Below are 25,235 nucleotides of genomic sequence, written 5' to 3'. Positions count from 1 at the left end.
AGCGGGGCACGTCGTTTTATGCTGATTAAAGGAGCAAGTATAACAACACGGTGGAATGCCGCTGCCCATACTGCCTCACTCAAAGTTAGTAATTTTTAGAAAGCCACCACGGCCTTTGCTCATTTTATAAGTATGGCCCCGCAAAGTATAGCAAAACCTCTATAACAATGGCCGGAGCGCCAATTTATTGTGCCTGTGGAAAAATAAAGCCTAAGAAGCCAGCGCACGCGGCACCGGGTGCAGCACCTTAAAAACCAGCTCGCGCAGTATATCGGCCTCGCTCCTATCGCCGCCGGTTATCCCTTTCACCTGCAGGTCGGCCACCCGGATGTAGTGGATGATATCAACGCAGCGCGGCAAGGGGTACACGCGCATGGCCTGCACGTAATCCTTCACCTTCCAGGCTTGGTTGCCCAGGCTCTTCCTTAGCCCCGCCTCCGACTTATCGGCCTGCGCGTGCAGCGTCAGGATTTTAGTAAAAAAGGTGAAGAGCATCGTCAGGTTGGGAATGAGTGGGTTGTTCTTAGGGTTGGCCTCGAAGTAATAAATGATGCGGTTGGCCTTCAACGCATCGCGGGCGATGAGGGCCGCCTGCAGCTCGAAGATGTTGTATTCCTTGCTGATACCCACGTTCTCCTGCACCAGCCCCTCATCCACGGTAGCGCCCGGCTTCAGGTTGATCAGCAGCTTGTCGATCTCGTTGGCCAGCCGGGAGAGGTCGGAGCCGATATACTCCGCCAGCAGCTGCACTGCCTGCTGCGTCGCCTTCATGCCCTTACTCTTGAGATAACCGGTTACCCAGGTAGGCACCTGGTTGTCGTAGAGCTTTTTGGTGGTGAGCAGCACCGCATGCTGCTGCACCGCCTTGGCCAGCGCCTTGCGCCCGTCCAGCGATTTGTGCTTGTAGCAGAAAACAAGGATGGTAGACTGGAGCGGATGCTGCAGGTACCCCTCCAGTTGCTTCATCCCCTCCTCTTTCTCAATATCAAGTATACTTTGTGCCTCCTTCACGATCACCACCGACCGCTCCGACATCATCGGGAAGCGCTTGGCCTGCAGCAGCACCTGCGACATATCCACATCCTTGCCATACAGCACCACCTGGTTAAAGCCTTTCTCGTGCTCCTGAAGCGCGTGCTCCTCGATATAACCGGCAATGGTATCGATGTAGTAGGGCTCCTCGCCCTGCAGGAAGTATACCGGGGCAAACTGCCTTTGCTTTAGTTGCTCTAAAATACCTTCGGGTGTGTGGGCCATGGGGATGTGGGTGTAGCGGATACGAAGCAGGGCAATTTATACTTGTAGCCCCGCTACTACAAATTTAAGGCATCCCCCCGAAACACAAAGTATAAACCAAGGAATATTGGCGCAGGCAATCAGAGAACTCAAAAGCGGGCAGGCGTGTTTTATACCACACAGCCATACACACCCGTTTAAACAAGTATGGTGCAGGCTGGCTTATCTATACTTCCATGATATTTTCAGATAAAAATGGCCGCGCTGCCGAGCGTAGCAGAAGGTTTGCGAAACAGGTAGCCCTTTGGTCGCTGCTGGTGTTGCTGCTGGTAAGTATGCTGTCGGCTGTCAGGCCCGACGCAGGTGTGGCACCGATCGTGCTTAAATACGAGTCGCTACCCTTTTCGGCTAAGGAATTTTACGTAGCCGGCGTGGTGGATGCGCGTGCCGACAAAAAGGCTGTGGCCCATATCATTCCTGCGCCTGCCCCAGGCAAAGCTCTCGTTACAACCACAGTACCTACAGACCTGCAAGGAGGTGGCTTACAGGCCGTGCAGCAGTATATTAGCAAAGGCATTCCTGCTAATAAAAAGCTGCGCCCTATCATCATCACGTTAAGGGAGTTTGAAGTGAAGGAAAAGCCTGGCGAAAATGGGCGCGTACAGGGCCAGGCCGTAACCGCCATGAAATTTGAACTGCAGGGAGATGGCGAGATTATACCTCTGACAGAGTATAAAGGCGGCATCCGTTACAACAGGCCGGCCAGCCAGGTAGAGGCCGTGGAGCCGGCGCTGCGCCAGTCGCTTACAGGTGCATTGGCCTACTTTAACAAGTGGATGGAGGAGAACGCAAACACCAACCCGCGCCTGGCCAAAAGTATAAAAGTTATCTTTACAGACTACAGCGTACCCGCCGCTGCGGATACGGTTTTCTACTCGCCCAAACGCCCGCTTAACTGGAACGACTTTACCGGCGGTCCCTCCAAGCCCAGCAAGTTTGCCGCGGCCGTTTTCCCGGGCTTTGCCTATGAGGGCCGCAGCGAGGTGGTGAACGGCGAACTGCACCTCTACCTCGACATGAAAGTATACGTGCTGCAAAGCTCCTCCTGGGTAAAGCCCGACTCGCGCAACGACTACAGCCTGAACCACGAGCAGAAGCATTTTGACCTGGTGAAGCTGGTGGCCGAGCGATTTAAAAAGAAGATCACACCGGAGATCCTGTCGGTGGAGGACTACAACAGCATCATCCAGTACCACTACATCGAATCGTTCCGGGAGATGAACCAACTACAGGACCAATATGACACCGAAACGCAGCACGGGCTGAACAAGGTGGTGCAGGAGCAGTGGAACAGGAAGATTGCGGAGGAGTTGGGGAGGTTGTAGCAGGTGGTATAGACGATGTGCGAGCCGAAGCCAAGCATGGAGCCTATGCAGGGTTAGCCGAAGAATTTCTTCTTTTAATTGCAAGTAGTATAAGGGTTAGCACATTGCATTTCTGGCGATAGCCAACCCTGCTTAACCTGCCCCTTGCAAAGCACATTCACATAAGCCCACTTTTTATCAAAAGCAGTAACCTGATAAAACTGATTGGTCCACGCTGGAACAATTGCATTAACCTTTGAATCTACACTTGCACTAGACATAAGCTTTAAAGGCTTTCCTGGTTCGTAATTTCTTGCGTATGTCCCAATGTGCTTACCTTTTTTTACCCATCCCTTCAATTTCTTACCAGATATAGAGTATTCTAATGTGCCATAAAAGAAATCAGAGGTTTGGTTTGAAGCACTAAATGTCAGATAGTCTTCTTCTTCAAAATCATGCTTGACAGAAGCTACAATTTTACCATTTGGCTTATTATACAAAGTAACAGCACTTTTATACTCTGGTTTGATGATCAACTCGAGAGTTCCTTCAACTGCAAACGCAATCGAAACTGTCGAAATCAAGAAGAATGCAATGATTATAGCTTGTTTCATAATTACATTTTATGGCTAACGGTTGTGCTAAAAAGCGTTTTAGCTAATGTTGAGCATTGTTGTTCTTTTTCGGCAATTTTTCATTTGGATCATATGCAGCCCTAAGTCTTTTAGCGTTCTCTTCAACTGTTGTTGTAAAACCAACCTCTTTCCTGCGTTTATTTACATTTTCCGCATCTTCTATGGGCCAAATAACAATGCTCCCGTCACCGCGAACCATGTTGTTCGCTTGGGTGCCGTAAATCTGCTTTTTGCCTTGGAAACTCAGTAATCTATCCCGCATCATTGCCGCATCCAAAGCATCTGCCTCTCCTTCCCGTACTAACGCTTCCATCTGAGGAAGATACTTCTCTATCGTTCTAAGGTTGGAATGCTGCACTACTAAAAATATGCCGTCGGCGGCTTTTTCACCAATATTGCTTTTCGGCAGCCACCCATACTGCTCAATTATAGGTAAGATCCTAGTCTGGTTAACTGAATCAATAGCCATCATTTTCATAGAATAAGCTATACTTGCTTCAGGGCTGCTTAAGGTATCCCAATCTATGTTTCTGATATTTTGGTCTATATCATAAATTTCTTCAAGTTCTGTTCTCAACAATGCATAATCTGGTTGCTTTTCTTCTGTAATTAAGACTGGAGTTGTATTAACCGTGGTATTGCATCCAGTTAGTAGAAGTAGGATGATGATTGTTTTGATTAATTTCATTTTTTATCAATTTACTCATCGTGTTGGGCTATGGTGCGTTTATGCACTATAGCTTTTGTTGTATAAAGGCTTAATTCTTAATTATCAGCTCCATTTCGTTTTTCTGAATCAAGCTAACAACTTCTTCATAATTCATTCTCGCTAGATCAATTTTGCTGTCAGGCCTAAACACTTCAATCTTTGATTCTTGAAAGTCATCGTAGATATAGACCCAATTATAAAGGTCAACCTTTTCGTTTCTAGTATCAACTATGCGGATTCTTCTTGTGTCTTTCTCAATAATTCCAAACTTCTTATTGTCGTGATTGAGAATTATGTCTTCATCCTTTGATTGATAGTAGAATTGCTGAAGATCTCCGTAATGATCTTCTATTTCCATGGTATGGAATGAGAGATAAATAAAGCCGCAGAACAAGAGGACCAAGCCTACCGATAATGATAAAATAATCTTGGTGCGCTTTTTCATACTTTAGCTTTTATACAACTATAGTATAAACGGAAGCCTATTCCTTTTATCTGCAATATGTCTGGAGTATTCCGTAGATACTTATAACTCCGGTAGTTTTTTATCCTCTAATATAGTAAAATCTAAATAACCCTCCTCCAATCCTTCACCCTTTCTATACTTCCCCGCCCCAATCTGCCAACTCTTTTTTATCTTTGCCCCGAACAGATGAATGAAGGTACAGATGAATCTTATTGAAGAACTGCGTTGGAGAGGCATGCTCCATGATTTCATGCCGGGTACAGAAGAGCAATTAGCATCAGGCATGACGTCCGGCTACATCGGCTTCGACCCAACAGCCAAATCGCTGCACATTGGCAACCTGGCCACCATTATGCTGCTGGTGCACCTGCAGCGCGCTGGCCATAAACCGTTGGCCCTGGTTGGCGGTGCCACCGGTATGATCGGTGACCCTTCCGGCAAATCGGCAGAACGTAACCTACTGGATGAGACCACGCTGCGTGAGAACCAGGAAGGCATCAAAAAGCAACTCGAGAAATTCCTGGACTTTAACTGCGGTGCTAACTCAGCCGAGATCGTGAACAACTACGACTGGTTCAAGGACTTCAACTTCCTGGGCTTCCTGCGCGATGTGGGCAAGCATATCACCGTGAACTACATGATGAGCAAAGACTCTGTGAAGAAGCGCATCAATGCCGACGAGGATGGCGACCGCGCCGAGGGCCTCTCCTACACCGAGTTCGCTTACCAGCTCATCCAGGGCTACGACTACTACCACCTCTATAAAAACAAAGGGGTTAAAATACAGATGGGCGCCTCCGACCAGTGGGGCAACATCACCACCGGCACTGAGCTGATCCGACGCATGGATGGCGGCAAAGCCTATGCGCTGGTGGGCAAGCTGGTGACAAAAGCAGATGGCACCAAATTTGGCAAGTCTGAGGGCGGCAACGTATGGCTCGACCCGAACCTGACCTCTCCCTACAAGTTCTACCAGTTCTGGCTGAACCTTTCGGATGAGGAGGCGGAGAAGCTGATAAAGGTTTATACTTTGCTGCCGCAGGACGAGATCGAAAAGATAACAGAAGAGCACAAACAGGCCCCCCACCTGCGTTTACTGCAGAAAGCCCTTGCTAAAGATGTTACAATTCGCGTGCATTCCGAGGATGACTTCCTGGCGGCTGTAGATGCCTCCGAAATTTTATTTGGAAAAGGCGATTTTGCGACCTTAAAAGGCCTGAAAGAGGATATGCTGCTCTCTGTGTTCGAGGGCGTGCCCCAGATAGCGGTAAGCCAAGCAGACTATGCCAGCGCCGAAACGGTTACGGATTTGCTTTCTGAGTTAACCGGAGGCCAGGTCTTCGAATCGAAGGGAGAGGCGCGCCGCATGATTAAGAACGGTGGCGTTAGCGTGAACCGCCAGAAGGTGCAGAACGCCGATGAGGCTGTTAACTTTGAATTGCTGCAGGGCAAGTACCTGGTGGTGCAGAAAGGAAAGAAGAACTATTACCTCGTATCAGTCAACTAACTGACTACCAATTACTTAAAACAGAAAAGGAGACCGAAATCGGTCTCCTTTTCTGTTTTATTCAGTCTGTCTGAAGCTTACTTCTTGTCAGCAGTGCTGTTTTTTGTGTCCTGAACTTCCTTACGGATGTCCTGAGCCATGTTCTTCAGATCCTGCATGCCCTTACGTACGCGCGTACCAGCAGCTGCATTGCCTTTTTCGTAGAACTTTTCGAAGTCGCCTTCCAGTGACATAACTAAGTCCTTCAGTTTGCTAAAGTTGTTGTTCATTAGAGCAATTGTTATAGTGAAACATTTAAATTTATAGCTCTAATATACACATTTGTTACAAACAAGCAAAGATTAGGGAATTTTAATATAAGCCCCTATGAGCTGTTAAGCCGTAACTGCCGGTGTGGAGTACAGACCCTTGTCTAGCTTTTGTGCAATTTTCTCAAAGGCATTGATTGTCTCTTCCACATCTGCCAGCGTGTGAGCTGCCGTTGGGATAAGGCGCAACATGATCACATCCTTAGGCACTACCGGGTAAACCACGATAGAGCAGAAAATGCTGAAATTCTCGCGCAGGTCCAGCGTCAGCTGTGTCGCGTCCGGGATTTGGCCGTTCAGGAACACCGGCGTTACCGGCGACTCGGTTGTACCGATGTTGAACCCTTTCTCGCGCAGGCCGCTCTGCAGGGCGTGTACCACCTCCCACAGCTTGTCCTTCAGCTCTGGCTTGGTGCGCAGCAGCTCCAGGCGCTTAATGGCACCCACTACCAGCGGCATCGGCAAAGACTTAGCGAAGATCTGTGAACGCATGTTGTAGCGAAGGTACTCCACCACCTGCTCATTGGAGGCCACGAAGGCACCAATGCTGGCCATCGACTTGGCGAATGTAGAGAAATATACGTCGATACCATCCTGTATACCCAAGTGTTCTCCTGTACCGGCGCCAGTAGCTCCCATCGTACCGAAGCCGTGGGCATCATCCACCAGCAGGCGGAAGCTGAATTTCTCCTTCAGGGCCACAACCTCACGCAGCTTGCCCAGGTTACCGGACATACCAAAAACACCCTCTGTGATCACCAGAATGGCACCACCGGTGTTCTCAGCCCAACGTGTTGCACGCTCCAGCTGCTTCTCCAGGCTCTCCATATCGTTGTGGCCATACACAAAGCGCTTGCCCTGGTGCAGGCGCACGCCATCTATAATACAGGCATGAGACTCGGCATCGTATACAATCACATCGTGGCGGTCAACCATCGCATCTATAATAGAAAGTACGCCCTGGTAACCGAAGTTCAGCAGCATTGCGTCTTCTTTCTTCACAAAGTCGGCCAGCTCAGACTCCAGCTGCTCGTGCAGGTTGGTGTTGCCAGACATGATGCGCGCGCCCATCGGCGTCGCCATTCCCCACTCTGCGGCAGCTTCAGCATCAGCCTTGCGTACCTCAGGATGGTTCGCCAGCCCCAGGTAGTTGTTAAGGCTCCACGTTAGCACATCCTTTCCTCTGAACTTCATACGCGGCCCTATTTCACCCTCCAGTTTAGGGAATGTGAAATAGCCATGCGCGTAGTGTGAGTGGCTGCCTAACGGACCTCTGTTGGTCAACAACTTTTCGAATAAATCCACTTGAGTAATAATTAGGTTATCGGGATAATTTCTGATGTAATTGCCAAAATTCCTTATCAGTTGCAATAAGGTTTAATGCAGCGCAAAGTTATGGTTTATTCATCTCATATACAATTGTTGGCCTATACTGTAATTCTCATTTTTAAACAAGGCATTTTTAACTTTGCCCTCAAAAGCTTTTCTTTGATGTAAAATAAACCATAGCTCCTGCATGAGAAAAATCAATAAGATTCTGGTGGCCAACCGTGGCGAGATTGCCCTGCGCGTGATGCGAACAGCTAAAGAGATGGGTATCAGAACCGTAGCCGTATACAGCGAAGCCGACCGTAATGCCCTTCACGTGCGTTTTGCAGATGAGGCGGTTTGCGTGGGCGGGCCTAAGTCGAGCGAGTCATACCTGCGCGGCGATGTGATTATCCAGGTTTGCAGGGATTTAGGTGTAGATGCTATCCACCCGGGCTATGGTTTTTTATCTGAGAACGCTGGTTTCGCTAAGGCTGTTCAGGAGGCGGGGCTGATCTTTATCGGCCCCTCGCCGGAGGCGATTGAGTTGATGGGCAGCAAGCTGGCAGCCAAGGCTGCTGTTGCAAAGTATAACATTCCGATGGTGCCCGGCACCGAGGAGGCCATCACCGATGTGGAGGAGGCAAAACAGATCGCCCGGCAGGTGGGCTTTCCCATCCTTATAAAAGCAAGTGCCGGCGGCGGCGGGAAAGGGATGCGCGTGGTGGAGAGCGCCGAGGTTTTTGAGGAACAGATGCAGCTGGCGGTTAGCGAGGCTACCTCCGCCTTCGGCGATGGCTCCGTATTTATCGAGAAGTATATCGGCTCGCCGCGCCACATCGAGATTCAGGTGCTGGGCGATACCCACGGTAACATCGTGCATTTGTTTGAGCGGGAATGCTCCATACAACGCCGCCACCAGAAAGTGATTGAGGAAGCACCTTCTGCTATCCTTACCCCTGCCCTGCGCGAGGAAATGGGCCGCAACGCCGTGAACGTGGCAAAGGCTTGTAACTATGTTGGCGCCGGCACGGTGGAATTCCTGCTGGATGAGCACCAGAACTTCTACTTCCTGGAAATGAACACCCGCCTGCAGGTAGAGCACCCGGTAACAGAGCAGATAACCGGCCTGGACCTGGTGAAGGAGCAGATCCTGATTGCAGAAGGAAATCCCCTGGGCTTTAAGCAGGAAGACCTGAAGATAAACGGCCATTCCCTGGAGCTACGTGTTTACGCCGAAGACCCGGCCAATAATTTCCTGCCGGATATTGGCAAGCTGGAAACCTATAGAAGGCCACAGGGCCTGGGCGTGCGCGTGGACGATGGCTTTGAGCAGGGCATGGAAATCCCGATCTACTATGACCCGATGATTGCCAAGCTGGTGACATTTGGGAAGGACAGGCAGGAGGCTATTGCCAAGATGCTGCGCGCCATTTCCGAATACCAGATCACAGGTATCGAAACCACCCTCCCCTTCGGTGCTTACGTGCTACAGCACGAGGCCTTTGTAAGCGGTAACTTCGACACGAAGTTTATCGACCGCTACTTCAGCCCGGAAGTGCTGGAAAGAAAGCCAGACGAGGGAGCCGACGAAGTGGCTGCAGCCCTGGCAGCCATGTTGATGAACAAGAAAAAGCCAGCCGCCGCAGACGCCGCTGCCCCTACAGCGGAAAAGAACAACTCAAACTGGCGCAGAAACAGGACAAGATAAGTATGAAGCGAGTTGAAGTATAAGTATAAATCCCCTGGAGCTAAAGTATAAACTTATGCTCCAGGGGATTTATACTTTTGCTGTTCCGGACTTCCCCGTCCTGAATCCCTCTGCTGCGGATCTCCATATCCGTGAAGGCTAGGCTTACAAAACTGTTTATACTTATATAACTACTGCTGGCGCAAGCATCCGCTTGTGCCTTTTTATACTTGATTTATACTTACTGCTATACTTTATACTTGCCAGCTTATACTTTCTTAGCCGCTGCTTCCCGCTGTTAGACACAAGCTATACTTGCTAGCTTGCGATGATCCTATAGACTTACAAGCCTATCGTTGCACTTCCGGCTTTGGTGCTCTCAAGCCCGAGAGGGCTCGTCCTCGGGCATCGCGCTGTGTACATTTCCTTTGCTTGACCTGCGGTCTCCGCAATTTCGCTAAAGCGAAACCGTAAATCTACAAGGCGCTCAACCCAAGGAGGGGCAGGGGTGGTTGGATTCAGTACTGCAAAAGCATTCTTCCTATCTGAAGAGGCGGGAATTTATACTTGCAGCAATAAGCGCCTATGAGAAAGAGTGTTAAAACACACAAGCCGAAGCTTGCCTCGAAGTATAAAGCAAAAACCAAGGCCGTAGGCATCATTGATTTTCAAATTGTGCGGGCGCAATATTTATGGCGATATGTGCGCTATGTCTATACTTGTGCTATGCGATTATACAAGAGTATAAAAACAAAAAGGGCTTAGCATTACGCTAAGCCCTTCTGTCTTATATCTAAAGGTAAATTACTTTACTTTGTCAACGATACTCTTGAAAGCCTCAGGGTGGTTCATCGCCAGGTCAGCAAGTACTTTGCGGTTCAGGTCGATGTTTGCCTTCTTCAGGCCGCCCATCAGAGCAGAGTAAGACAAGCCATGCTCGCGTGCACCGGCGTTGATACGCTGAATCCACAACGCTCTGAAGTCTCTCTTCTTCGCTTTTCTATCGCGGTAAGCATACTGCAGACCTTTTTCTACCGCGTTTTTCGCAACTGTCCAAACATTCTTGCGACGGCCAAAGTAACCTTTGGCCATTTTCATTACTTTTTTTCTTCTGTGTCGTGCTGCTACGACATTGACCGATCTTGGCATTTTGTGTAAAGTTTTGGCAACTGGTGATTCTGAAGAATCTTTGTTAAACCAGGTACCGGGTTCGTACTAATAATTAACCTAAACTAATTCTGCGGGAGAATTAGATTTTCAGCATGAATTTAACGTTTGCTTCGTCGGCTTTGCTAACAAGGCCGATGTGCGTCAAATTACGCTTCTGCTTTGTCGTCTTCTTCGTCAGGATGTGGCTCTTGTAAGCGTGCTTACGCTTAATCTTGCCAGTACCTGTCAAAGAAAAACGCTTCTTTGCACCAGATTTGGTTTTTACTTTTGGCATGAGTATATAATTAATTGAAAAAAATTACTTCTTCACCGGAGCAGCCTTCGGAGCCAGTATCAGGAACATGCGTTTCCCCTCCAGCTTCGGCAGTTGCTCAACTTTAGCCAGATCCTCCAGCGCCTGCGCAAACTTCAGCAACAGGATCTCGCCGCGTTCCTTAAACACGATGGATCTGCCCACGAAGTGCACGTACGACTTGATCTTGTAGCCGCTCTCCAGGAAACCTTTGGCATGCTTCAGCTTAAACTCGAAGTCGTGGTCATCTGTGTTAGGGCCGAAACGGATCTCCTTGATCACCACCTTCTGCTGTTTTGCCTTCAACTCCCTCGTCTTTTTCTTCTGTTCGTACTTGAACTTGGAATAGTCGATGACGCGGCATACGGGGGGGGTGGCTGTTGGCGAAATCTCAACCAGGTCAAGATTTTGCTCATTAGCCATCTTTTGAGCATCTCGGGTTGAGTATACTCCTTGCTCAACATTGTCACCAACTAGCCTGACCTCTCTGGCAGTTATTTTATCATTGACTTTGTATGGCTCCTCCACCTTTCCGCGTGGGATGTAGCGCCTGTTTTGCGTAGCTATAGTTGTACCTCCTTAGTTTTAATTCTACAATTAGGTTGCGAATATCGCAACTTATCTATCAAAAAAGAAATTTATCTCCTTAATTGTTCAGCATTTCGGCGATTTTGCCCTGAAAGAACGTACTGAACTCCTCGATCGCCATGGAGCCGAGGTCACCTTCGCCGTGCCTTCTCACTGATACCGCACCGTTCTCCTGCTCCTTCTCCCCTACGATCAGCATGTATGGCACCTTGCGCACCTCCGCGTCTCGAATCTTGCGGCCGATCTTCTCATCACGGTTGTCTACAGAACCTCTGATGTCGTCGAGCTGCAGGCGCTCGTATACTTGCTGGGCATAGTCGTGGTACTTCTCCGAGATGGGAAGTATGGCTATCTGCTCCGGGCTCAGCCACAGCGGGAAGTTGCCGCCGCAATGCTCGATGAGCACGGCCACAAAACGCTCCAGGGAGCCGAAAGGCGCGCGGTGGATCATCACCGGACGGTGCTTCTGGTTATCAGCACCGATATACTCCAACTGGAACCTCTCTGGTAAGTTATAATCCACCTGAATAGTTCCCAGCTGCCACTTACGGCCAAGGGCATCCTTCACCATAAAGTCGAGCTTAGGTCCGTAAAACGCAGCCTCGCCCAGTTCGGTTACAGTGCGCAGTCCTTTCTCCGCGGCAGCCTCTATAATGGCACTTTCCGCTTTCTCCCATACTTCGTCGGTGCCGATGTACTTGGACTTGTTCTCCGGGTCGCGCAGGGAGATCTGGGCAGTATAGTCATCAAAGCCCAAAGCCTTGAACACGTACAACACCAGGTCGATCACCTTGATGAACTCTTCCTTCACCTGGTCCGGGCGGCAGAAGATGTGGGCGTCGTCCTGCGTAAAGCCGCGTACGCGGGTCAGGCCGTGCAATTCCCCGCTCTGCTCGTAACGGTAAACAGTACCGAACTCGGCAAAGCGCACCGGAAGCTCTTTGTAGGAACGTGGGCGTGTTTTGTAGATCTCGCAATGGTGCGGGCAGTTCATGGGCTTAAGCAGGAACTCCTCGTTCTCGTTCGGCGTCTTGATGGGCTGGAATGAGTCGGCGCCATACTTCTCGTAGTGGCCCGAGGTAACGTAAAGCTCTTTGCTGCCAATGTGCGGCGTTACCACCGGCTGGTAGCCGGCCTTTATCTGCGCCTTGCGCATGAACTGCTCCAGTCGCTCGCGCAGCAGCGTGCCTTTGGGCAGCCACAGCGGCAGGCCCATCCCTACCTTCTCAGAGAAGGCAAACAGCTCCAGTTCCTTGCCCAGCTTGCGGTGGTCGCGTTTCTTGGCCTCCTCCAGGCGCTCCAGGTACTCGGTCAGCTCCTTCTGCTTCGGGAACGTCACGCCATAGATACGGGTCAGCTGCTTGTTCTTCTCATCGCCGCGCCAGTAGGCCCCTGCGATGTTCATGATCTTGGCCGCCTTGATGAAGCCCGTATTCGGAATGTGCGGCCCACGGCAAAGGTCCACGAAGGAACCCTGCTCGTAGAAGGTGATGCTTCCGTCCTCCAGGTCCTTGATCAGGTCCAGCTTGTACTCGTCGCCTTTCTTTGTAAAGTAATCAATGGCATCGGCCTTGGAGACTTCGCTGCGCTTGTACTCGTTCTTCTGGCGCGCCAGCTCCAGCATCTTCTGCTCCAGCTCCGCGATATCTTCCTGAGACAAGTGGTGCTCGCCCAGGTCCACGTCATAGTAAAAGCCGTTCTCCACCGGAGGCCCGATGCCGAACTTCACGTCCGGGTACATGTCCTCCAAGGCTTCTGCCAGCAAGTGGGCCGAGGAGTGCCAGAAGGTGTTCTTGCCCTCGTCATCGTTCCAGGTGAGCAGCTGCACCGTCGCATCCTCGCTGATGGGGCGCGTGGCGTCCCATACCGAGCCGTTTACTTTGGCAGCAAGCACGTTACGAGCTAGGCCTTCGCTGATGCTCTGTGCAATCTCAAGGCTGTTAACGCCGCTTTCATATTGGCGCACCGAGCCATCTGGCAGTGTGATGTTGATCATAGTGGTTTATCTTTCTATCTGTTCCTGTAGGCGTACAGCTGCACTATCAGGTATTGGTCTTGCAATTTTATACTTTAACCGGGAGATGGACCGCTTAACATACGTAGCCGTCGGGTCTACCGCTAGAAGCCGCTGGTAAGTCGAGAGTGCTTTGGTGTTCAGGCCGGTTCGCTCATAGGCCGTGGCCAACCGTTCCAGGTACTCCCTATCCGACCGGTATACTTTGTAAATCTTCTCCAGGTGCTCCAGCGCCTCGTCACTGTTGCCGATGACAAGCTGATGCACGCCCAGCCTGTAATGCGCATCCGAGAGGGTATCATTTATACTTACAGCTCTGTTATAAGCCAGCATGGCACTGTCGCGTTTCTGCTCCGCCTGGTATAGCAGCCCCCGGTTGTACCATAACTTGGCGTCTTTGGGGGCCTGGTGCATGGCCTCCAGCAAGTATGGCCTGGCGGCGGCATGCTCGCCCCTGTCAATCAATAGCGCGGCCAGTTCGCGCTGCGGCTGCATAAAGTTGGGAGATTGCTCCAGCGCCAGTTTATAGTTGCGCACCGCGCTTGCCGAATCGCCGGTTGCCTCCTGCACACGGCCTTTATAGTAGTAGGCAAACTCATCAGCCGGGGAAAGCTCTTGCGCTTTCAGGATGTAAGCCATTGCCTGCTCGTACTCTTTTCGCTGCAAGTATAACTCCCCCAGCAGTACATACAGGGAGGAGCGCTGGAAGGAGTTCCGCTCAGCCGTCAGCGCTAGCGGCAGGGCTTCTTCCGACCGGCCCATGGCACGGAGCACCTGCGCCTTCACAAAAAGGCTGGCCGGTTCATTCTTCATTAACTTCACGGCCTCCTCGGCATCCTCTAGGGCCTTTTCCAGTTCCCCGTTCTGCAGCAGCACCACTGCCCTGCGGGCATAAAGACTGCCATCGCGCTTCGAGTTCTCCAACGCAGCGTTCAGGTTCTGCAGCTGCGCCGCAGGGTCATCCTTTACCTCCTGCAGGTTCACCATCTGCTCCTTGTTGCCTTCTTCCAACGTACAGGCACCCAGCGTAACCGATAACATCAACAGCACCAAACTCGAAATCCGCATCTTATACCGGTTATTTATACTTCTGCAAAAGGGCTTTTATACTTTGCATGCGCTAAATTAAGACATTTTACCCAAATAGAAACACATCCGGGACAGGAAGCGTGCCGCACATGAAAAACAAAAAGCCTGCCACCGATTGGGGAGCAGGCTTTTCATACTTTTTACACCTTACTAGATCTTCTGTTGCTGCTGCAACATGATGCTGCATCGCCTGCTAAGCTCCAACTCCTCTTTCGTTTCGAGCGTCAGCGTCAGCGCCTTTTGCAGGGTGCTGGTACAGGCGGCGGTGTTTTTCATCTCTTTGTAGACGCAGGCAAGGTCGTAGTAATACTGAATATTGTTCGGCTCGTAGGCTATGGCTTTTTCGATGGCCTCAGCGGCGCTTTCGTTCGTGGCCTCTCCGCAAACGCCCCCGAAGAACATCTTTGTAGCTGCCTTTTCTGCGAAATTGAGGTTGGCCATTTTAAAGTACCAACGCCCAAGTATATGCCAGGCTCCTGCATGCTGGCTATTGTCGGCCAGCGCGGCATCCACAAACGATTTCATCTGGTGTATGCCTGCTAGACGCTCTTTCGGTCCGGCAACCATCGCCTGGGCACCTAAGGCCACCGCCATGGCGTAGTTCGCCTCAGCGTCCTCCGGCTGCAACTCGTAGGCCTGCAGGGCGTACGCCTTCGCTTTGGAGAAGTGCTCCAGCTTACGGGTTTCGTCCAGGAACCTGTCGCCAATGCGGGCATGCAGGAAACTGGCCTTACACAGGGCAGTGTAATTCTCGGGAGAATCGGTCAGCACCTGTTCGTACAGACGCAGGGCCTCGCTCTCTTTGTAGTCATTCAAAAGCTGCTCCGCGCGCTTCATCAGCTCGGTATTGCCTGAGGCACCGCTGTCTGCCCCGGCGTTTGCCGGGGAGGCAGCACAGAGTGCACAAACAAGTATAGCAGCCTTTAAATATCTCTTCATAAAAATTTCCACTCCCGTAAACTACCATGTGTCAGCGACTTTAGCAAGGCTTCGGGAGAGAAATTAGAAGATATCAAGCTGTCTCTTCTCCTTCAGCGCCTTCTTTGCCTTATCAGCCTCTACATCAACTTCTACGGTGTCAGCAGGCAGAGGTTGGGTACCGCTTGCCTTCGCCGCCTCCTCGGCCAGTTCCTTCAGTTGGGAAGGCAACGCTACCGGCTCTCTTTTAGCTGCTTTTTTAGCTTGCGGCTTGTTATCCTCCGAGTGCTCCACCTCCAGCATCTTCGGCACATCCGCCTCGTAGATCTTGTAATAGTTGAGCTTGTTACCCAAAGCTTTCCAGCCTTTCACATCGATGAACTCGTTCAGCAGCAGCTTCTCGCTTTCACGCTCACCACGTATAGACCGCTTGAACTTGATGCTGGCCAGCGGCGCGGGATGCGTGGAAACGGCTTCCAGACGGGAGTTCTTTGTCTCCGGGATAAAGAAGAAGCGCTTACCAATTGTTGTCGTCTCTACCTTGAAACGCTTGACGTAATATATTTTATTATCTCCTTCGTAATAGATGGCCGAAATCACCAGCTCCGGATCAAACTTCTGCAGCACCTTCAGCTTCTCCACGGTATAGTGGTTGGCCAGGTCAAACGACGTCAGTTCGTAAGTACCGTCTTCATAAACGGCAAGTATGGAGTCGTCGGTATTGAACGAGCCCAGGTAACGGCCACGTCCCTCGGTGTTCAGCCTTCCAATCACCTCGTCGTAGAAGATCTCACGGCCACCCAGCGTGGACTCGCCCAGGCTTTTCTGCACCACCTTCTTCACCGGGTACTTCGTCACGATATTGCCGTTGGAGCCCTTGCCCTTGATCATCAGTTCCGCAAAATCGAAGTCAAGCACCTTGTTTCGGGCCGATGCGTTCGGCGAGAGCGACACCGTCACCACCTCCGACTCTGAGTTCGGGTTGGCGGTAAGGTAATGTACTTTGGAGCCTTTGTTGCCCTTGGTCAGGTCGTACTCCTTGTCGCGGGTGATCGACTTGACAGAGAAACGCTTGGCATAGGACACGCCTGACTTACCATCCAGGTAAATCATGTTGTACACCATGTGCTCGTCGTTCTTGTTGTACACGCCCGCCAGCAGGATGTCCTTACCCACAAAGGTTTTCTCGGCTACTTTCGTCACCATAAACTTACCATCCTTGCGGAACACAATGATGTCGTCCATGTCGGAGCAGTCGCATACGAACTCATCTTTGCGCAGGCTGGTGCCAATGAAGCCGTCTTTGGCGTTCATGTATAGTTTCTGGTTGGCAATGGCCACGTTCTGCGCGTTGATCACATCGAAGGTTTTGACCTGTGTGCGGCGGTCCCTGCCTTGGCCATACTTCTTCAGTAGTCCCTCAAAGTATGCGATGGCATAGCGGATCAGGTTCGCCAGGTTGTCATCCACCTCAGCCATTTCCTCCTCCAGCTTGTGGATGTACTCATCGGCTTTAAAGGAGTCATACTTGGAGATGCGCTTGATCTTGATCTCGGTCAGGCGAATGATATCTTCCTCGCTCACTTCGCGGCGCAGCAGGTGCTTGTAGGGGTCCAGGCCCCTGTCGATGGCGTTCAGCACCGCCTCCCAGGTCTCACACTCCTCTATATCGCGGTAAATGCGGTTTTCGATAAAGATCTTCTCCAGGGAGGAGTAGTGCCATTTGTCCTCCAGCTCGCCTTTGCGGATCTCCAGCTCCCGCTTCAGCAGGTCCACTGTTTTGAAAGTAGAGATACGCAGCAGCTCATTCACATCCATGAAGTGCGGCTTGTCATCAATGATCACGCAAGCATTGGGAGAAATAGCCACCTCGCAGTCGGTGAAGGCGTAAAGCGCATCCATGGTCAGGTCAGGCGATACCCCCGCCGGTAGGTGCACCTGTATCTCCACGTCCGCAGCGGTGTTATCCACCACCTTCTTGATCTTGATCTTGTTGTTCTCGCTGGCCTTCACGATCGACTCCATCAAGCCGGTAGTGGTAATGCCGTACGGCACATCCCGGATGATGAGCATGGTCTTGTCGACCTTCTCGATCGTGGCGCGCACACGGATCCTGCCGCCGCGCTGGCCACCGTTATAATTGGTCACGTCCACCTGGCCGCCGGTCAAAAAGTCGGGCAGCAAGTTGATACTACGGCCTTTGAGCACATCAATAGAGGCCTTGATCAGCTCCTTAAAGTTGTGCGGCATGATCTTCGTGGATAAGCCTACGGCAATGCCCTCCACACCCTGCGCCAGTAGGAGCGGGAATTTAACGGGCAGCGTCACCGGCTCGTTCTTACGGCCGTCGTAGCTTAGCTGCCAAAGCGTGGTCTGCGGGTTAAACACCACATCCAGCGCAAACTTCGAGAGGCGCGCCTCAATGTATCGGGCGGCCGCCGCGCTGTCGCCGGTGCGCACATCGCCCCAGTTACCCTGCGTCTCTATCAGCAAGTCCTTCTGGCCCAGGTTCACCATCGCGTCGCCAATCGAAGCGTCGCCGTGCGGGTGGTACTGCATGGTCTGCCCGATCACGTTGGCCACCTTGTTGAAGCGGCCGTCGTCCATCTCGCGCATGGCGTGCAGGATGCGGCGCTGCACCGGCTTCAGACCGTCCTCAATGGCTGGCACCGCACGCTCCAGAATAACATAAGAGGCATACTCGAGGAACCAGTTTTCATAGAGGCCGGATACGGGCGTAATGTTATGGATGATTTCCTCCCCGTCCGTAAACTCCACCTCCTGCGCCTCGTTTTGCTCTAATTCTTCGTTGTTCAGCTCGTCGTTATGCATATACTTCCTCTACTATATCTTTTTCAATCTTCAGGTTCTCGATGATGAACTGCTGCCGGTCGGGCGTGTTCTTGCCCATGTAGTAGTTCAGCATCTTCTGTATGGTGGTATCCTTCTGCAGGATAACCGGCTTGAGCTTGATGTTCTCGCCGATAAACTTCCCGAACTCATCCGGAGAGATCTCTCCCAAACCTTTGAAGCGGGTGATCTCCGGCTTCTTGCCAAGCTTGTTGATGGCCTCCTGCTTCTCAGTCTCGTTGTAGCAATAGATTGTCTCCTTCTTGTTGCGCACGCGGAAGAGCGGCGTCTCCAGTATAAACACGTGCCCGTTGCGTACCAGGTCCGGGAAGAACTGCAGGAAGAAAGTGAGCAGCAGCAGGCGAATGTGCATGCCGTCCACGTCGGCGTCGGTGGCGATCACTACGCGGTTGTAGCGCAGGTTCTCCAGGCCTTCCTCGATGTTGAGGGCGTGCTGCAGCAGGTTAAACTCCTCGTTCTCGTACACCACTTTCTTTTTCATGCCGTAGCAGTTCAGCGGCTTACCACGCAAGCTGAACACCGCCTCCACGTCCACGTTGCGCGACTTGGTGATGGATCCGCTCGCCGAGTCGCCCTCAGTGATAAAAAGGGTAGACAGCAGGGAATTCTCGTGCTTGTCTTCGTTAAAGTGCAGGCGGCAGTCACGGAGCTTACGGTTGTGCAGGTTAGCCTTCTTGGCGCGCTGGTTGGCCAGCTTCTTCACGCCGGCCATGTCCTTGCGCTCGCGCTCGCTCTGCTCTATGCGCCGCTTCAGCGCCTCAGCCGTAGTGGGGTTCTTGTGCAGGTAATTGTCCAGGTGCTCCTTCACAAAATCATTGATAAAGGCGCGCACAGCTGGCCCCTCCGGCCCCATCTCTATAGAGCCCAGCTTGGTTTTGGTCTGCGACTCAAACACCGGCTCCTGCACCCGGATCGAGATGGCGCCAATGATAGAGCCACGGATATCGGTGGCATCGTAGTCTTTCTTGTAAAAATCGCGCACGGTCTTTACCACCGCCTCGCGGAAGGCCGCCAGGTGCGTGCCGCCCATAGTGGTGTACTGGCCGTTCACAAACGAGTAGTATTCCTCGCCGTACTCGTTTCCGTGAGTCAGGGCAAGCTCGATGTCCTCCCCTTTCAGGTGGATGATCGGGTAGCGCATGCTTTCCTCATCGGCCTTGTTACGGAGCAGGTCCAGCAGGCCGTTCTCGGAGTAGAATTTCTTGCCGTTGAAGTTGATGGTAAGTCCGGCGTTCAGGTACACGTAGTTCCAGATCTGCTTCTCCAGGTAATCGGGGTTGAACTGGAAGTTCTTGAAGATGCTGTCGTCCGGGGTGAAGGTGGTGAGCGTGCCGTTGCGCTGGGTTGATTCCTGTACCTCAAAATCCTCCACCAGCACGCCTTTCTCAAATTCAGCGGCCTTCATTTTGCCGTCGCGCACCGACTGGATGCGGAAGTGGCTGGAGAGGGCGTTCACCGCCTTGGTACCCACGCCATTCAAGCCAACCGATTTCTGGAAAGCCTTGCTGTCATACTTACCACCGGTGTTGATCTTGCTCACGCAGTCGATCACCTTGCCCAACGGAATGCCGCGGCCGTAGTCGCGCACCTGCACCTTGTGGTCGGAGATCTTCACCTCGATGGTCTTACCGAAACCCATCACGTGTTCGTCGATGGAGTTGTCGATCACCTCCTTTACCAAAATGTAAATGCCGTCGTCTGCCGAAGAGCCGTCGCCAAGCTTGCCGATGTACATACCGGGGCGCAGCCTGATGTGCTCGCGCGGCTCAAGGGAGCGGATGCTGTCTTCGTTGTAATTATGCTCTAACTCTGCCATTTTGTAAGCGTAAGTGTAGTTTGATGGGTAATATCACCGCGAAAGATAGGAAAATATAGAAGATTAGATGCAACCGAATAGTTCCTACCCGAGGCTAAATTTAATAAGTCTTTCCCTGTTTTACTAATTTTGTTAGCCAATCCAGTTCGCATTTATATTTGATACTTCTTCCTAACAGTATAATTTAAGAGCTGGTTCAGCAAATCAGTAGTATTTCCTATCCTTTTTATACTAACTTTGTTAGCAAATTAATATATTAATAATTATATGCTTTAACGCGCGACATTTGCTTATTTTTGAGTGGCAAAAGTAGGGGTTGGCGGGAGAAATCAAATGAGTCGGACACGTTAAATGGAAATAAAGCTACCATCATACTTTAAGTACACGGTTATACTTTTGGGCCTCGTCCTGCTGATCTATACATTGCAGCAGTTCAAGGCTGTGCTGATGCCGCTGGCCTTCGGGCTGCTGTTTGCGCTGCTGCTACTCCCCCTCACCCGCGATCTGGAGAAAAAGCTGCGCTTCCCCAGGCCCCTGGCCATACTTACCAGCATCCTGCTCGTCATCGTTATCCTGAGCCTGGTGGTCTGGTTTCTGAGCATGCAACTGGTTAGCCTTACCTCCGAGCTGGACTCGATCGGCCAGAATATGCAGAAGCTGATCGTGAAGGGGCAGAATTTCTTCGTCGAGAACTTCGGCATCGCGCCGCCAAACAAGTCCGAGCTCATCCAGAATGCCCTCGGCGGCCTGCAGGATTTCACCACCACGTTCCTGGGCAGCACCATCTCCATCACCACGGGCGCCATCACCATCCTTACCCTGGTGCCGATCTTCGTTTTCCTGCTGCTCTACTACCGCGACCACCTGGAGCAATTCATGTTCAAATTTGTGGCCAAGGACAAGCGTAGCGGCGTCATCCAGACCGTCACCAATATTCAGCATGTGGTGCAGAGCTATATTTCGGGGCTGATGATTGTGATTGTGGTCGTGGCGCTGCTGAACTCGGCGGGACTGCTCATACTTGGCGTCAAGTATGCTATCTTCTTTGGCGTCTTCGCCTCCATCCTGACCATTATCCCCTACATTGGTATACTTATAGGGGCCTCGCTCCCGGCCCTGTTTACGCTGGCCACCACCGGCAACCTGCTGGACGCCGTGCTGGTGGTGATCGTATTCATGTTCGTGCAGTTCCTGGAGGGCAACTTCATCACGCCGTTTGTGGTGGGATCGAAGGTGAGCCTGAACCCCTTTGCGGCCATACTTGCCCTGTTGGTAGGCGGCGAGGTATGGGGTGCAGCCGGCATGATCCTCTCCATCCCGATCATCGCCATGATGAAGGTGATCTTTGATGTGTACGAGCCGCTGCAGCCGATCGGGTTTTTGATGGCGGACATGGACGAGCTGAAGCCGAGGAAGAAGGGGCGGGTGCGGAACTGGCTCGAGGAGATCGTGAACGGCATCTGGCGCGGCAAGAAAGACATAAACGACTGATCTTTTGCTAACCTCCTTTGCCGCTATACAGCAACACAAGCGATTTGAAACGGATTACTAATAATTTTGGTTTAGAAGAAGGGCCTGCAGCGCATGCCGCGGCCTCCGATGAACACATCCTAAACCAGAGCAACTTGTACGCGATAGTAGATATTGAGACAACCGGCGGCCAGCCCCACCAGGACAAGATCACCGAGATTGCCATTTTCATACACGACGGGGAGAAGATCGTAGACAAATACCATACGCTTATTAACCCGGAGCGCCCCATCCCCTACTTCATCACACAGCTTACCGGAATAAAGGACGACATGGTGCTGGACGCGCCAAAGTTCTACGAAGTGGCCAAGGAAATTGTGGAGTTTACCGAGGGCAAGGTGTTCGTAGCCCACAACGTGCGCTTCGATTACTCTTTTATGAAAAAGGAGTTTGCCGACCTGGGCTTTACCTTTCAGCGCAAGACGCTTTGCACCGTGCGCCTGAGCCGTGCGCTGATTCCCGGGCTGCCCTCCTACAGCCTGGGCAAGCTCTGTCAAAGTATAGACATTCCGCTAAGCCAGCGCCACCGCGCCATCGGCGATGCTGAGGCCACGGCCATACTTTTCGACAGGCTGATTAAGCTGAACCGGCCGGTGGTGGACGGTAACATGCACATGGCCGCCGAGCACACCACGCAGGTGCTGAAACAGGAGATCAAGACCTCGTTGCTGCCGCCTGCCATCAGCAAAGAGAAGGTGGATGCACTGCCGATGGTGCCGGGGGTGTACTACTTCCACAACGAGGCGGGGGAAGTAATTTATGTCGGTAAAAGTATAAACATCAAGAAGCGCATTATCCAGCACTTCAACATCGATTACAAGAGCCGCAAATCACTGGACTTCAAGAACAACATCACCGACATCACCTATGAGCTGATGGGCAACGAGCTGGTGTCGCTGCTGTTTGAGTCGGCGGAGATAAAGCGCATGAAGCCGCACTACAACCGGCAGCAGCGCCGCAGCGTGTTTAACACCGGTATTTACGTGTACGAGGATGATAACGGTTACAAGCGCCTTACTTACAGCAGCGTGGACAAAGCCGACAATGTCAGCATGACGCCGATCATCGCGCTCTCGAACCACTTCAAGGCAAAGGGATTCCTGTTCCACAAAGTGGCCAAGTTTAACCTGTGCCAGAAACTCTGCGACCTGTACAAGACCAACGGCGCCTGTTTCGATTACCAGGTGCACCAATGCAGCGGTGCCTGTATTGGCAAGGAAAATCCTGAGGAGTATAACAAGCGCGTGGAGGAGGCCATCGAGTCGTTTACCTACGAGCACAACAGCTTCGTTATACTTGGCAGAGGCCGCGAGCCCGGCGAGCGCTCGGTGGTGGTGGTGGAACACGGCACGTACCTGGGCTTCGGCTTTGTGGACGATACGTTCTCGGCCAGCGCCCTGGAGGACTTTAAGGGGGCCGTAAAGCGCTACAATGATAACAAGGACGTGCAGCAGATTATCCGCAACTACATGCGCGGCAAGCACAAGGATAAGGTGCTGGTGTTTGATTAAGTTGCCGCTGCGCCGCGTCCGGGTTTGCATTTACAGCAAAACCTCCTAACTTCAAGTCGCTAAAGTATAAGTAGCATAGCTAATCAAACTATACCCTCGATTAATCAATATTTAAGAATAATTCTGTGAACGAAACAAAAACAAGATTCAGACCGGGCGTACTGTACGGCGATGAAGTGACAGAGCTGTTTAAGTATGCGAACGAAAATAACTTCGCACTTCCTGCCGTGAACGTGATCGGCACCAACTCCATAAACGCGGTGCTGGAGACGGCAAAGGCCGTCAACTCACCGGTGATCATCCAGTTCTCGCATGGCGGGGCGCAGTTCTTTGCGGGCAAAGGCCTGAGTAACGACGCGCAGAAAGCCGCCATCGCCGGCGCTATCTCCGGCGCCCAGCACGTGCACCTGATGGCCGAGGCGTACGGCGTGCCTGTGGTGCTGCATACCGACCATGCCGCCAAAAAGCTGCTTCCCTGGATTGACGGGCTGCTGGACGCCGGCGAGAAATTCTTTGCGCAGCACGGCAAGCCGCTCTACAGCTCGCATATGCTGGACCTCTCAGAGGAAGAGATCAAAGAGAACATTGAGACCTGCGCCACATACTTCAGACGCATGGACCGCCTGGGCATGACCGTGGAGATAGAGCTGGGCGTAACCGGCGGCGAGGAAGACGGCGTGGACAATACAGGCGTGGACAGCTCCCGACTATACACACAACCGGATGAAGTGGCCTATGCCTACGAGGAGCTGAATAAAGTGAGCTCGCGCTTTACCATTGCGGCTGCTTTCGGAAACGTGCACGGTGTGTACAAGCCGGGTAACGTGGAGCTGCGCCCTGATATCCTGAAAAACTCGCAGGACTACATCCAGGAGAAATTTGGCACGGGCCCTAACCCGGTGCACTTCGTGTTCCATGGCGGCTCCGGCTCCGAGAAGCACCAGATTACGGAGGCGATCGAGTACGGCGCCATCAAGATGAATATTGACACGGACATGCAGTGGGCGTTCTGGGAAGGTATCCGCGATTACTACGAAAGCAAGAAAGGCTACCTGCAAAGCCAGATCGGCAGCCCGGACGGGGAGGATTCTCCGAACAAGAAGTACTACGACCCGCGCGTTTGGCTGCGCGAAGGCGAGAAAACGTTTATCGCCCGTTTGAAGGAGGCCTTCACAGACCTGAACGCGAACAACCGCAATTCATAATTCTAAAGTATGGCGAGGCGACAACCTCGCCATACTTTTTTTATGCCCGCTTCTTGTGCTCCAGCAGCCACTGGTAGATCTTCTCGGTGTCCTCTTTCCTGCAAAGCTCAGAGCCGGGTGTCATGGTGGCGGCAGTACCGGCTGCCACGCCGTAGCGCACCATATCCTCCAAGCTTGCACCGTGCAGCAACCTGAGCACCATCCCGGCCACCATACTATCGCCGGCTCCCACGGCACTTTGCTGCGGCATGGTGGGCGGCACGACATACGTAATACCTTCATGAGAGGCCAGCATGGCTCCGCGCGGTCCCAGCGACACCACCAGCACCTGGCACTTTCCCTCATCCAGCACCTGCCGGGCGATCTCCTCCTGCTCCATGGCCGATATTTTCTCTTTTCCTGCCAGGGCCGCCAACTCCCCCAGGTTCGGCTTCAGCAAGTATACGCCCTCCCCTGCCGCCTTCATCAGCGCCTCTCCGGACGTATCCACGATCAGCCTGAACTTCCTTTGGTGGGCCACCTCCGCCAGTTGCTTGTAAAAATCATCCGGAACGCCTGCCGGAAGGCTGCCGCTGGCCACCACATACTTCGGGGTCTTCTCCTCCGGCAGCTTCTCCAGGTCGTCCAGGCACTGCCGCCACTCCTGCTTGTATACTTCGGGGCCGGGCATGCCGAAGCGGTACTGGTTGCCGGAGTTATCCTCCATCACCATCAGGTTCTCGCGGGTCCAGTTTTTAGTTTGGATCGCCCTGAAGTCCACGCCCTCCTCCTTCAGCAGCTCACAAATACGCTCCCCAGAGGGTCCGCCCACCAACATCCAGGCGCAGGAGCCGCCGCCCAGCTTCTTCAGCGCCCGCGACACGTTAATGCCGCCTCCGCCAGGCTCATAAACAGGCGTTTCGCAGCGTAGCTTCTTCTCGGGCAGGACCTGCGCCACGTGCGTGCTTTTATCCAGGGCAGGGTTCAGGGTGATGGTGATGATATCGCTCATAAGTATAAACGCAAGTA

Annotated in this window: 21 protein-coding genes; 6 read left to right on the top strand and 15 right to left on the bottom strand. The window is 52.2% G+C overall.

Annotated elements, in window-relative coordinates; translation table 11 throughout:
* Window positions 1-210: 210 nt before the first annotated feature.
* On the bottom strand, window positions 211-1,257 hold the full coding sequence (holA, locus tag A3841_RS02800; RefSeq protein ID WP_073850801.1) for a DNA polymerase III subunit delta: 1,047 nt from the start codon (window positions 1,255-1,257) through the stop codon (window positions 211-213).
* Between the two features lie 215 nt (window positions 1,258-1,472).
* On the opposite strand from holA, the gene A3841_RS02795 reads away from it, so the two are divergent.
* Window positions 1,473-2,621: a hypothetical protein gene (locus A3841_RS02795; protein ID WP_073850800.1), complete on the top strand. Its 1,149-nt coding sequence runs from the start codon at window positions 1,473-1,475 to the stop codon at window positions 2,619-2,621.
* A 74-nt stretch (window positions 2,622-2,695) separates the two neighbouring features.
* On the opposite strand, the gene A3841_RS02790 is transcribed toward A3841_RS02795, so the two are convergent.
* From A3841_RS02790 to A3841_RS02780, 3 genes are all read right to left on the bottom strand, one after another.
* Window positions 2,696-3,214 (bottom strand): hypothetical protein, encoded by a 519-nt coding sequence (locus tag A3841_RS02790; RefSeq protein ID WP_073850799.1) that lies wholly within the window; start codon window positions 3,212-3,214, stop codon window positions 2,696-2,698.
* A 43-nt stretch (window positions 3,215-3,257) separates the two neighbouring features.
* Window positions 3,258-3,923 (bottom strand): DUF6624 domain-containing protein, encoded by a 666-nt coding sequence (locus A3841_RS02785; protein ID WP_073850798.1) that lies wholly within the window; start codon window positions 3,921-3,923, stop codon window positions 3,258-3,260.
* 70 nt (window positions 3,924-3,993) lie between these two features.
* Entirely contained in the window at window positions 3,994-4,389 is a 396-nt protein-coding gene (locus A3841_RS02780) for a hypothetical protein (RefSeq protein ID WP_073850797.1), read from the bottom strand.
* A 223-nt stretch (window positions 4,390-4,612) separates the two neighbouring features.
* Between A3841_RS02780 and tyrS the strand changes: the two genes are divergently transcribed.
* A complete protein-coding gene (gene tyrS / locus A3841_RS02775; protein WP_073851184.1) occupies window positions 4,613-5,917 on the top strand; it encodes a tyrosine--tRNA ligase in 1,305 nt (434 codons plus the stop codon).
* A gap of 77 nt (window positions 5,918-5,994) precedes the next feature.
* Here the strand turns inward: tyrS and A3841_RS02770 are convergent, their stop codons facing one another.
* On the bottom strand, window positions 5,995-6,186 hold the full coding sequence (locus tag A3841_RS02770; RefSeq protein WP_073850796.1) for a histone H1: 192 nt from the start codon (window positions 6,184-6,186) through the stop codon (window positions 5,995-5,997).
* Window positions 6,187-6,291: 105 nt separating this feature from the next.
* Window positions 6,292-7,530: an aminotransferase class I/II-fold pyridoxal phosphate-dependent enzyme gene (locus tag A3841_RS02765; protein WP_073851183.1), complete on the bottom strand. Its 1,239-nt coding sequence runs from the start codon at window positions 7,528-7,530 to the stop codon at window positions 6,292-6,294.
* 211 nt (window positions 7,531-7,741) lie between these two features.
* On the opposite strand from A3841_RS02765, the gene accC reads away from it, so the two are divergent.
* Window positions 7,742-9,244 (top strand): acetyl-CoA carboxylase biotin carboxylase subunit, encoded by a 1,503-nt coding sequence (gene accC, locus A3841_RS02760; protein WP_073850795.1) that lies wholly within the window; start codon window positions 7,742-7,744, stop codon window positions 9,242-9,244.
* A 783-nt stretch (window positions 9,245-10,027) separates the two neighbouring features.
* On the opposite strand, the gene rplT is transcribed toward accC, so the two are convergent.
* The 8 genes from rplT to A3841_RS02715 form a co-directional block, all read right to left on the bottom strand.
* Entirely contained in the window at window positions 10,028-10,372 is a 345-nt protein-coding gene (gene rplT / locus A3841_RS02750) for a 50S ribosomal protein L20 (protein ID WP_073850793.1), read from the bottom strand.
* 100 nt (window positions 10,373-10,472) lie between these two features.
* Window positions 10,473-10,667 carry a 50S ribosomal protein L35 gene (gene rpmI / locus A3841_RS02745; protein ID WP_025605954.1) on the bottom strand — a complete coding sequence of 65 codons (195 nt, stop codon included), beginning with the start codon at window positions 10,665-10,667 and terminating at the stop codon, window positions 10,473-10,475.
* Window positions 10,668-10,691: 24 nt separating this feature from the next.
* Complete coding sequence (gene infC / locus A3841_RS02740) at window positions 10,692-11,252, bottom strand: translation initiation factor IF-3 (RefSeq protein ID WP_235861296.1); 561 nt, start codon at window positions 11,250-11,252, stop codon at window positions 10,692-10,694.
* 79 nt (window positions 11,253-11,331) lie between these two features.
* Entirely contained in the window at window positions 11,332-13,269 is a 1,938-nt protein-coding gene (gene thrS / locus A3841_RS02735; protein WP_073850791.1) for a threonine--tRNA ligase, read from the bottom strand.
* 6 nt (window positions 13,270-13,275) lie between these two features.
* Window positions 13,276-14,355 carry a tetratricopeptide repeat protein gene (locus A3841_RS02730; RefSeq protein ID WP_083610166.1) on the bottom strand — a complete coding sequence of 360 codons (1,080 nt, stop codon included), beginning with the start codon at window positions 14,353-14,355 and terminating at the stop codon, window positions 13,276-13,278.
* Window positions 14,356-14,526: 171 nt separating this feature from the next.
* Complete coding sequence (locus tag A3841_RS02725) at window positions 14,527-15,315, bottom strand: tetratricopeptide repeat protein (RefSeq protein WP_235861266.1); 789 nt, start codon at window positions 15,313-15,315, stop codon at window positions 14,527-14,529.
* A 63-nt stretch (window positions 15,316-15,378) separates the two neighbouring features.
* Window positions 15,379-18,126, bottom strand: coding sequence for a DNA gyrase/topoisomerase IV subunit A (locus A3841_RS02720; protein WP_073850789.1), 2,748 nt, complete (start codon window positions 18,124-18,126; stop codon window positions 15,379-15,381).
* The gene (locus A3841_RS02715) at window positions 18,119-19,981 is read right to left on the bottom strand and encodes a DNA topoisomerase IV subunit B (protein WP_073850788.1); all 1,863 of its coding nucleotides are present in this window, start codon (window positions 19,979-19,981) and stop codon (window positions 18,119-18,121) included. The genes A3841_RS02720 and A3841_RS02715 overlap by 8 nt, the downstream gene beginning before the upstream one ends.
* Before the next feature lie 351 nt (window positions 19,982-20,332).
* Here A3841_RS02715 and A3841_RS02710 point away from each other — a divergent pair, with 351 nt between their 5' ends.
* From A3841_RS02710 to fbaA, 3 genes are all read left to right on the top strand, one after another.
* Window positions 20,333-21,472, top strand: a complete 1,140-nt coding sequence (locus A3841_RS02710; RefSeq protein WP_073850787.1) for an AI-2E family transporter — start codon at window positions 20,333-20,335, stop codon at window positions 21,470-21,472.
* A gap of 134 nt (window positions 21,473-21,606) precedes the next feature.
* Window positions 21,607-23,022 carry an exonuclease domain-containing protein gene (locus A3841_RS02705; protein ID WP_083610214.1) on the top strand — a complete coding sequence of 472 codons (1,416 nt, stop codon included), beginning with the start codon at window positions 21,607-21,609 and terminating at the stop codon, window positions 23,020-23,022.
* A gap of 125 nt (window positions 23,023-23,147) precedes the next feature.
* Complete coding sequence (fbaA, locus tag A3841_RS02700) at window positions 23,148-24,227, top strand: class II fructose-bisphosphate aldolase (RefSeq protein WP_073850786.1); 1,080 nt, start codon at window positions 23,148-23,150, stop codon at window positions 24,225-24,227.
* Between the two features lie 40 nt (window positions 24,228-24,267).
* On the opposite strand, the gene A3841_RS02695 is transcribed toward fbaA, so the two are convergent.
* Window positions 24,268-25,218 (bottom strand): 1-phosphofructokinase family hexose kinase, encoded by a 951-nt coding sequence (locus A3841_RS02695; RefSeq protein WP_073850785.1) that lies wholly within the window; start codon window positions 25,216-25,218, stop codon window positions 24,268-24,270.
* Window positions 25,219-25,235: the final 17 nt, after the last annotated feature.

Source organism: Pontibacter flavimaris, from assembly GCF_001907195.1.
GTDB lineage: Bacteria > Bacteroidota > Bacteroidia > Cytophagales > Hymenobacteraceae > Pontibacter > Pontibacter flavimaris.
The sequence above is the reverse complement of the archived record's forward strand: the minus strand, read 5'-3'. Positions and strand labels throughout refer to the sequence as shown.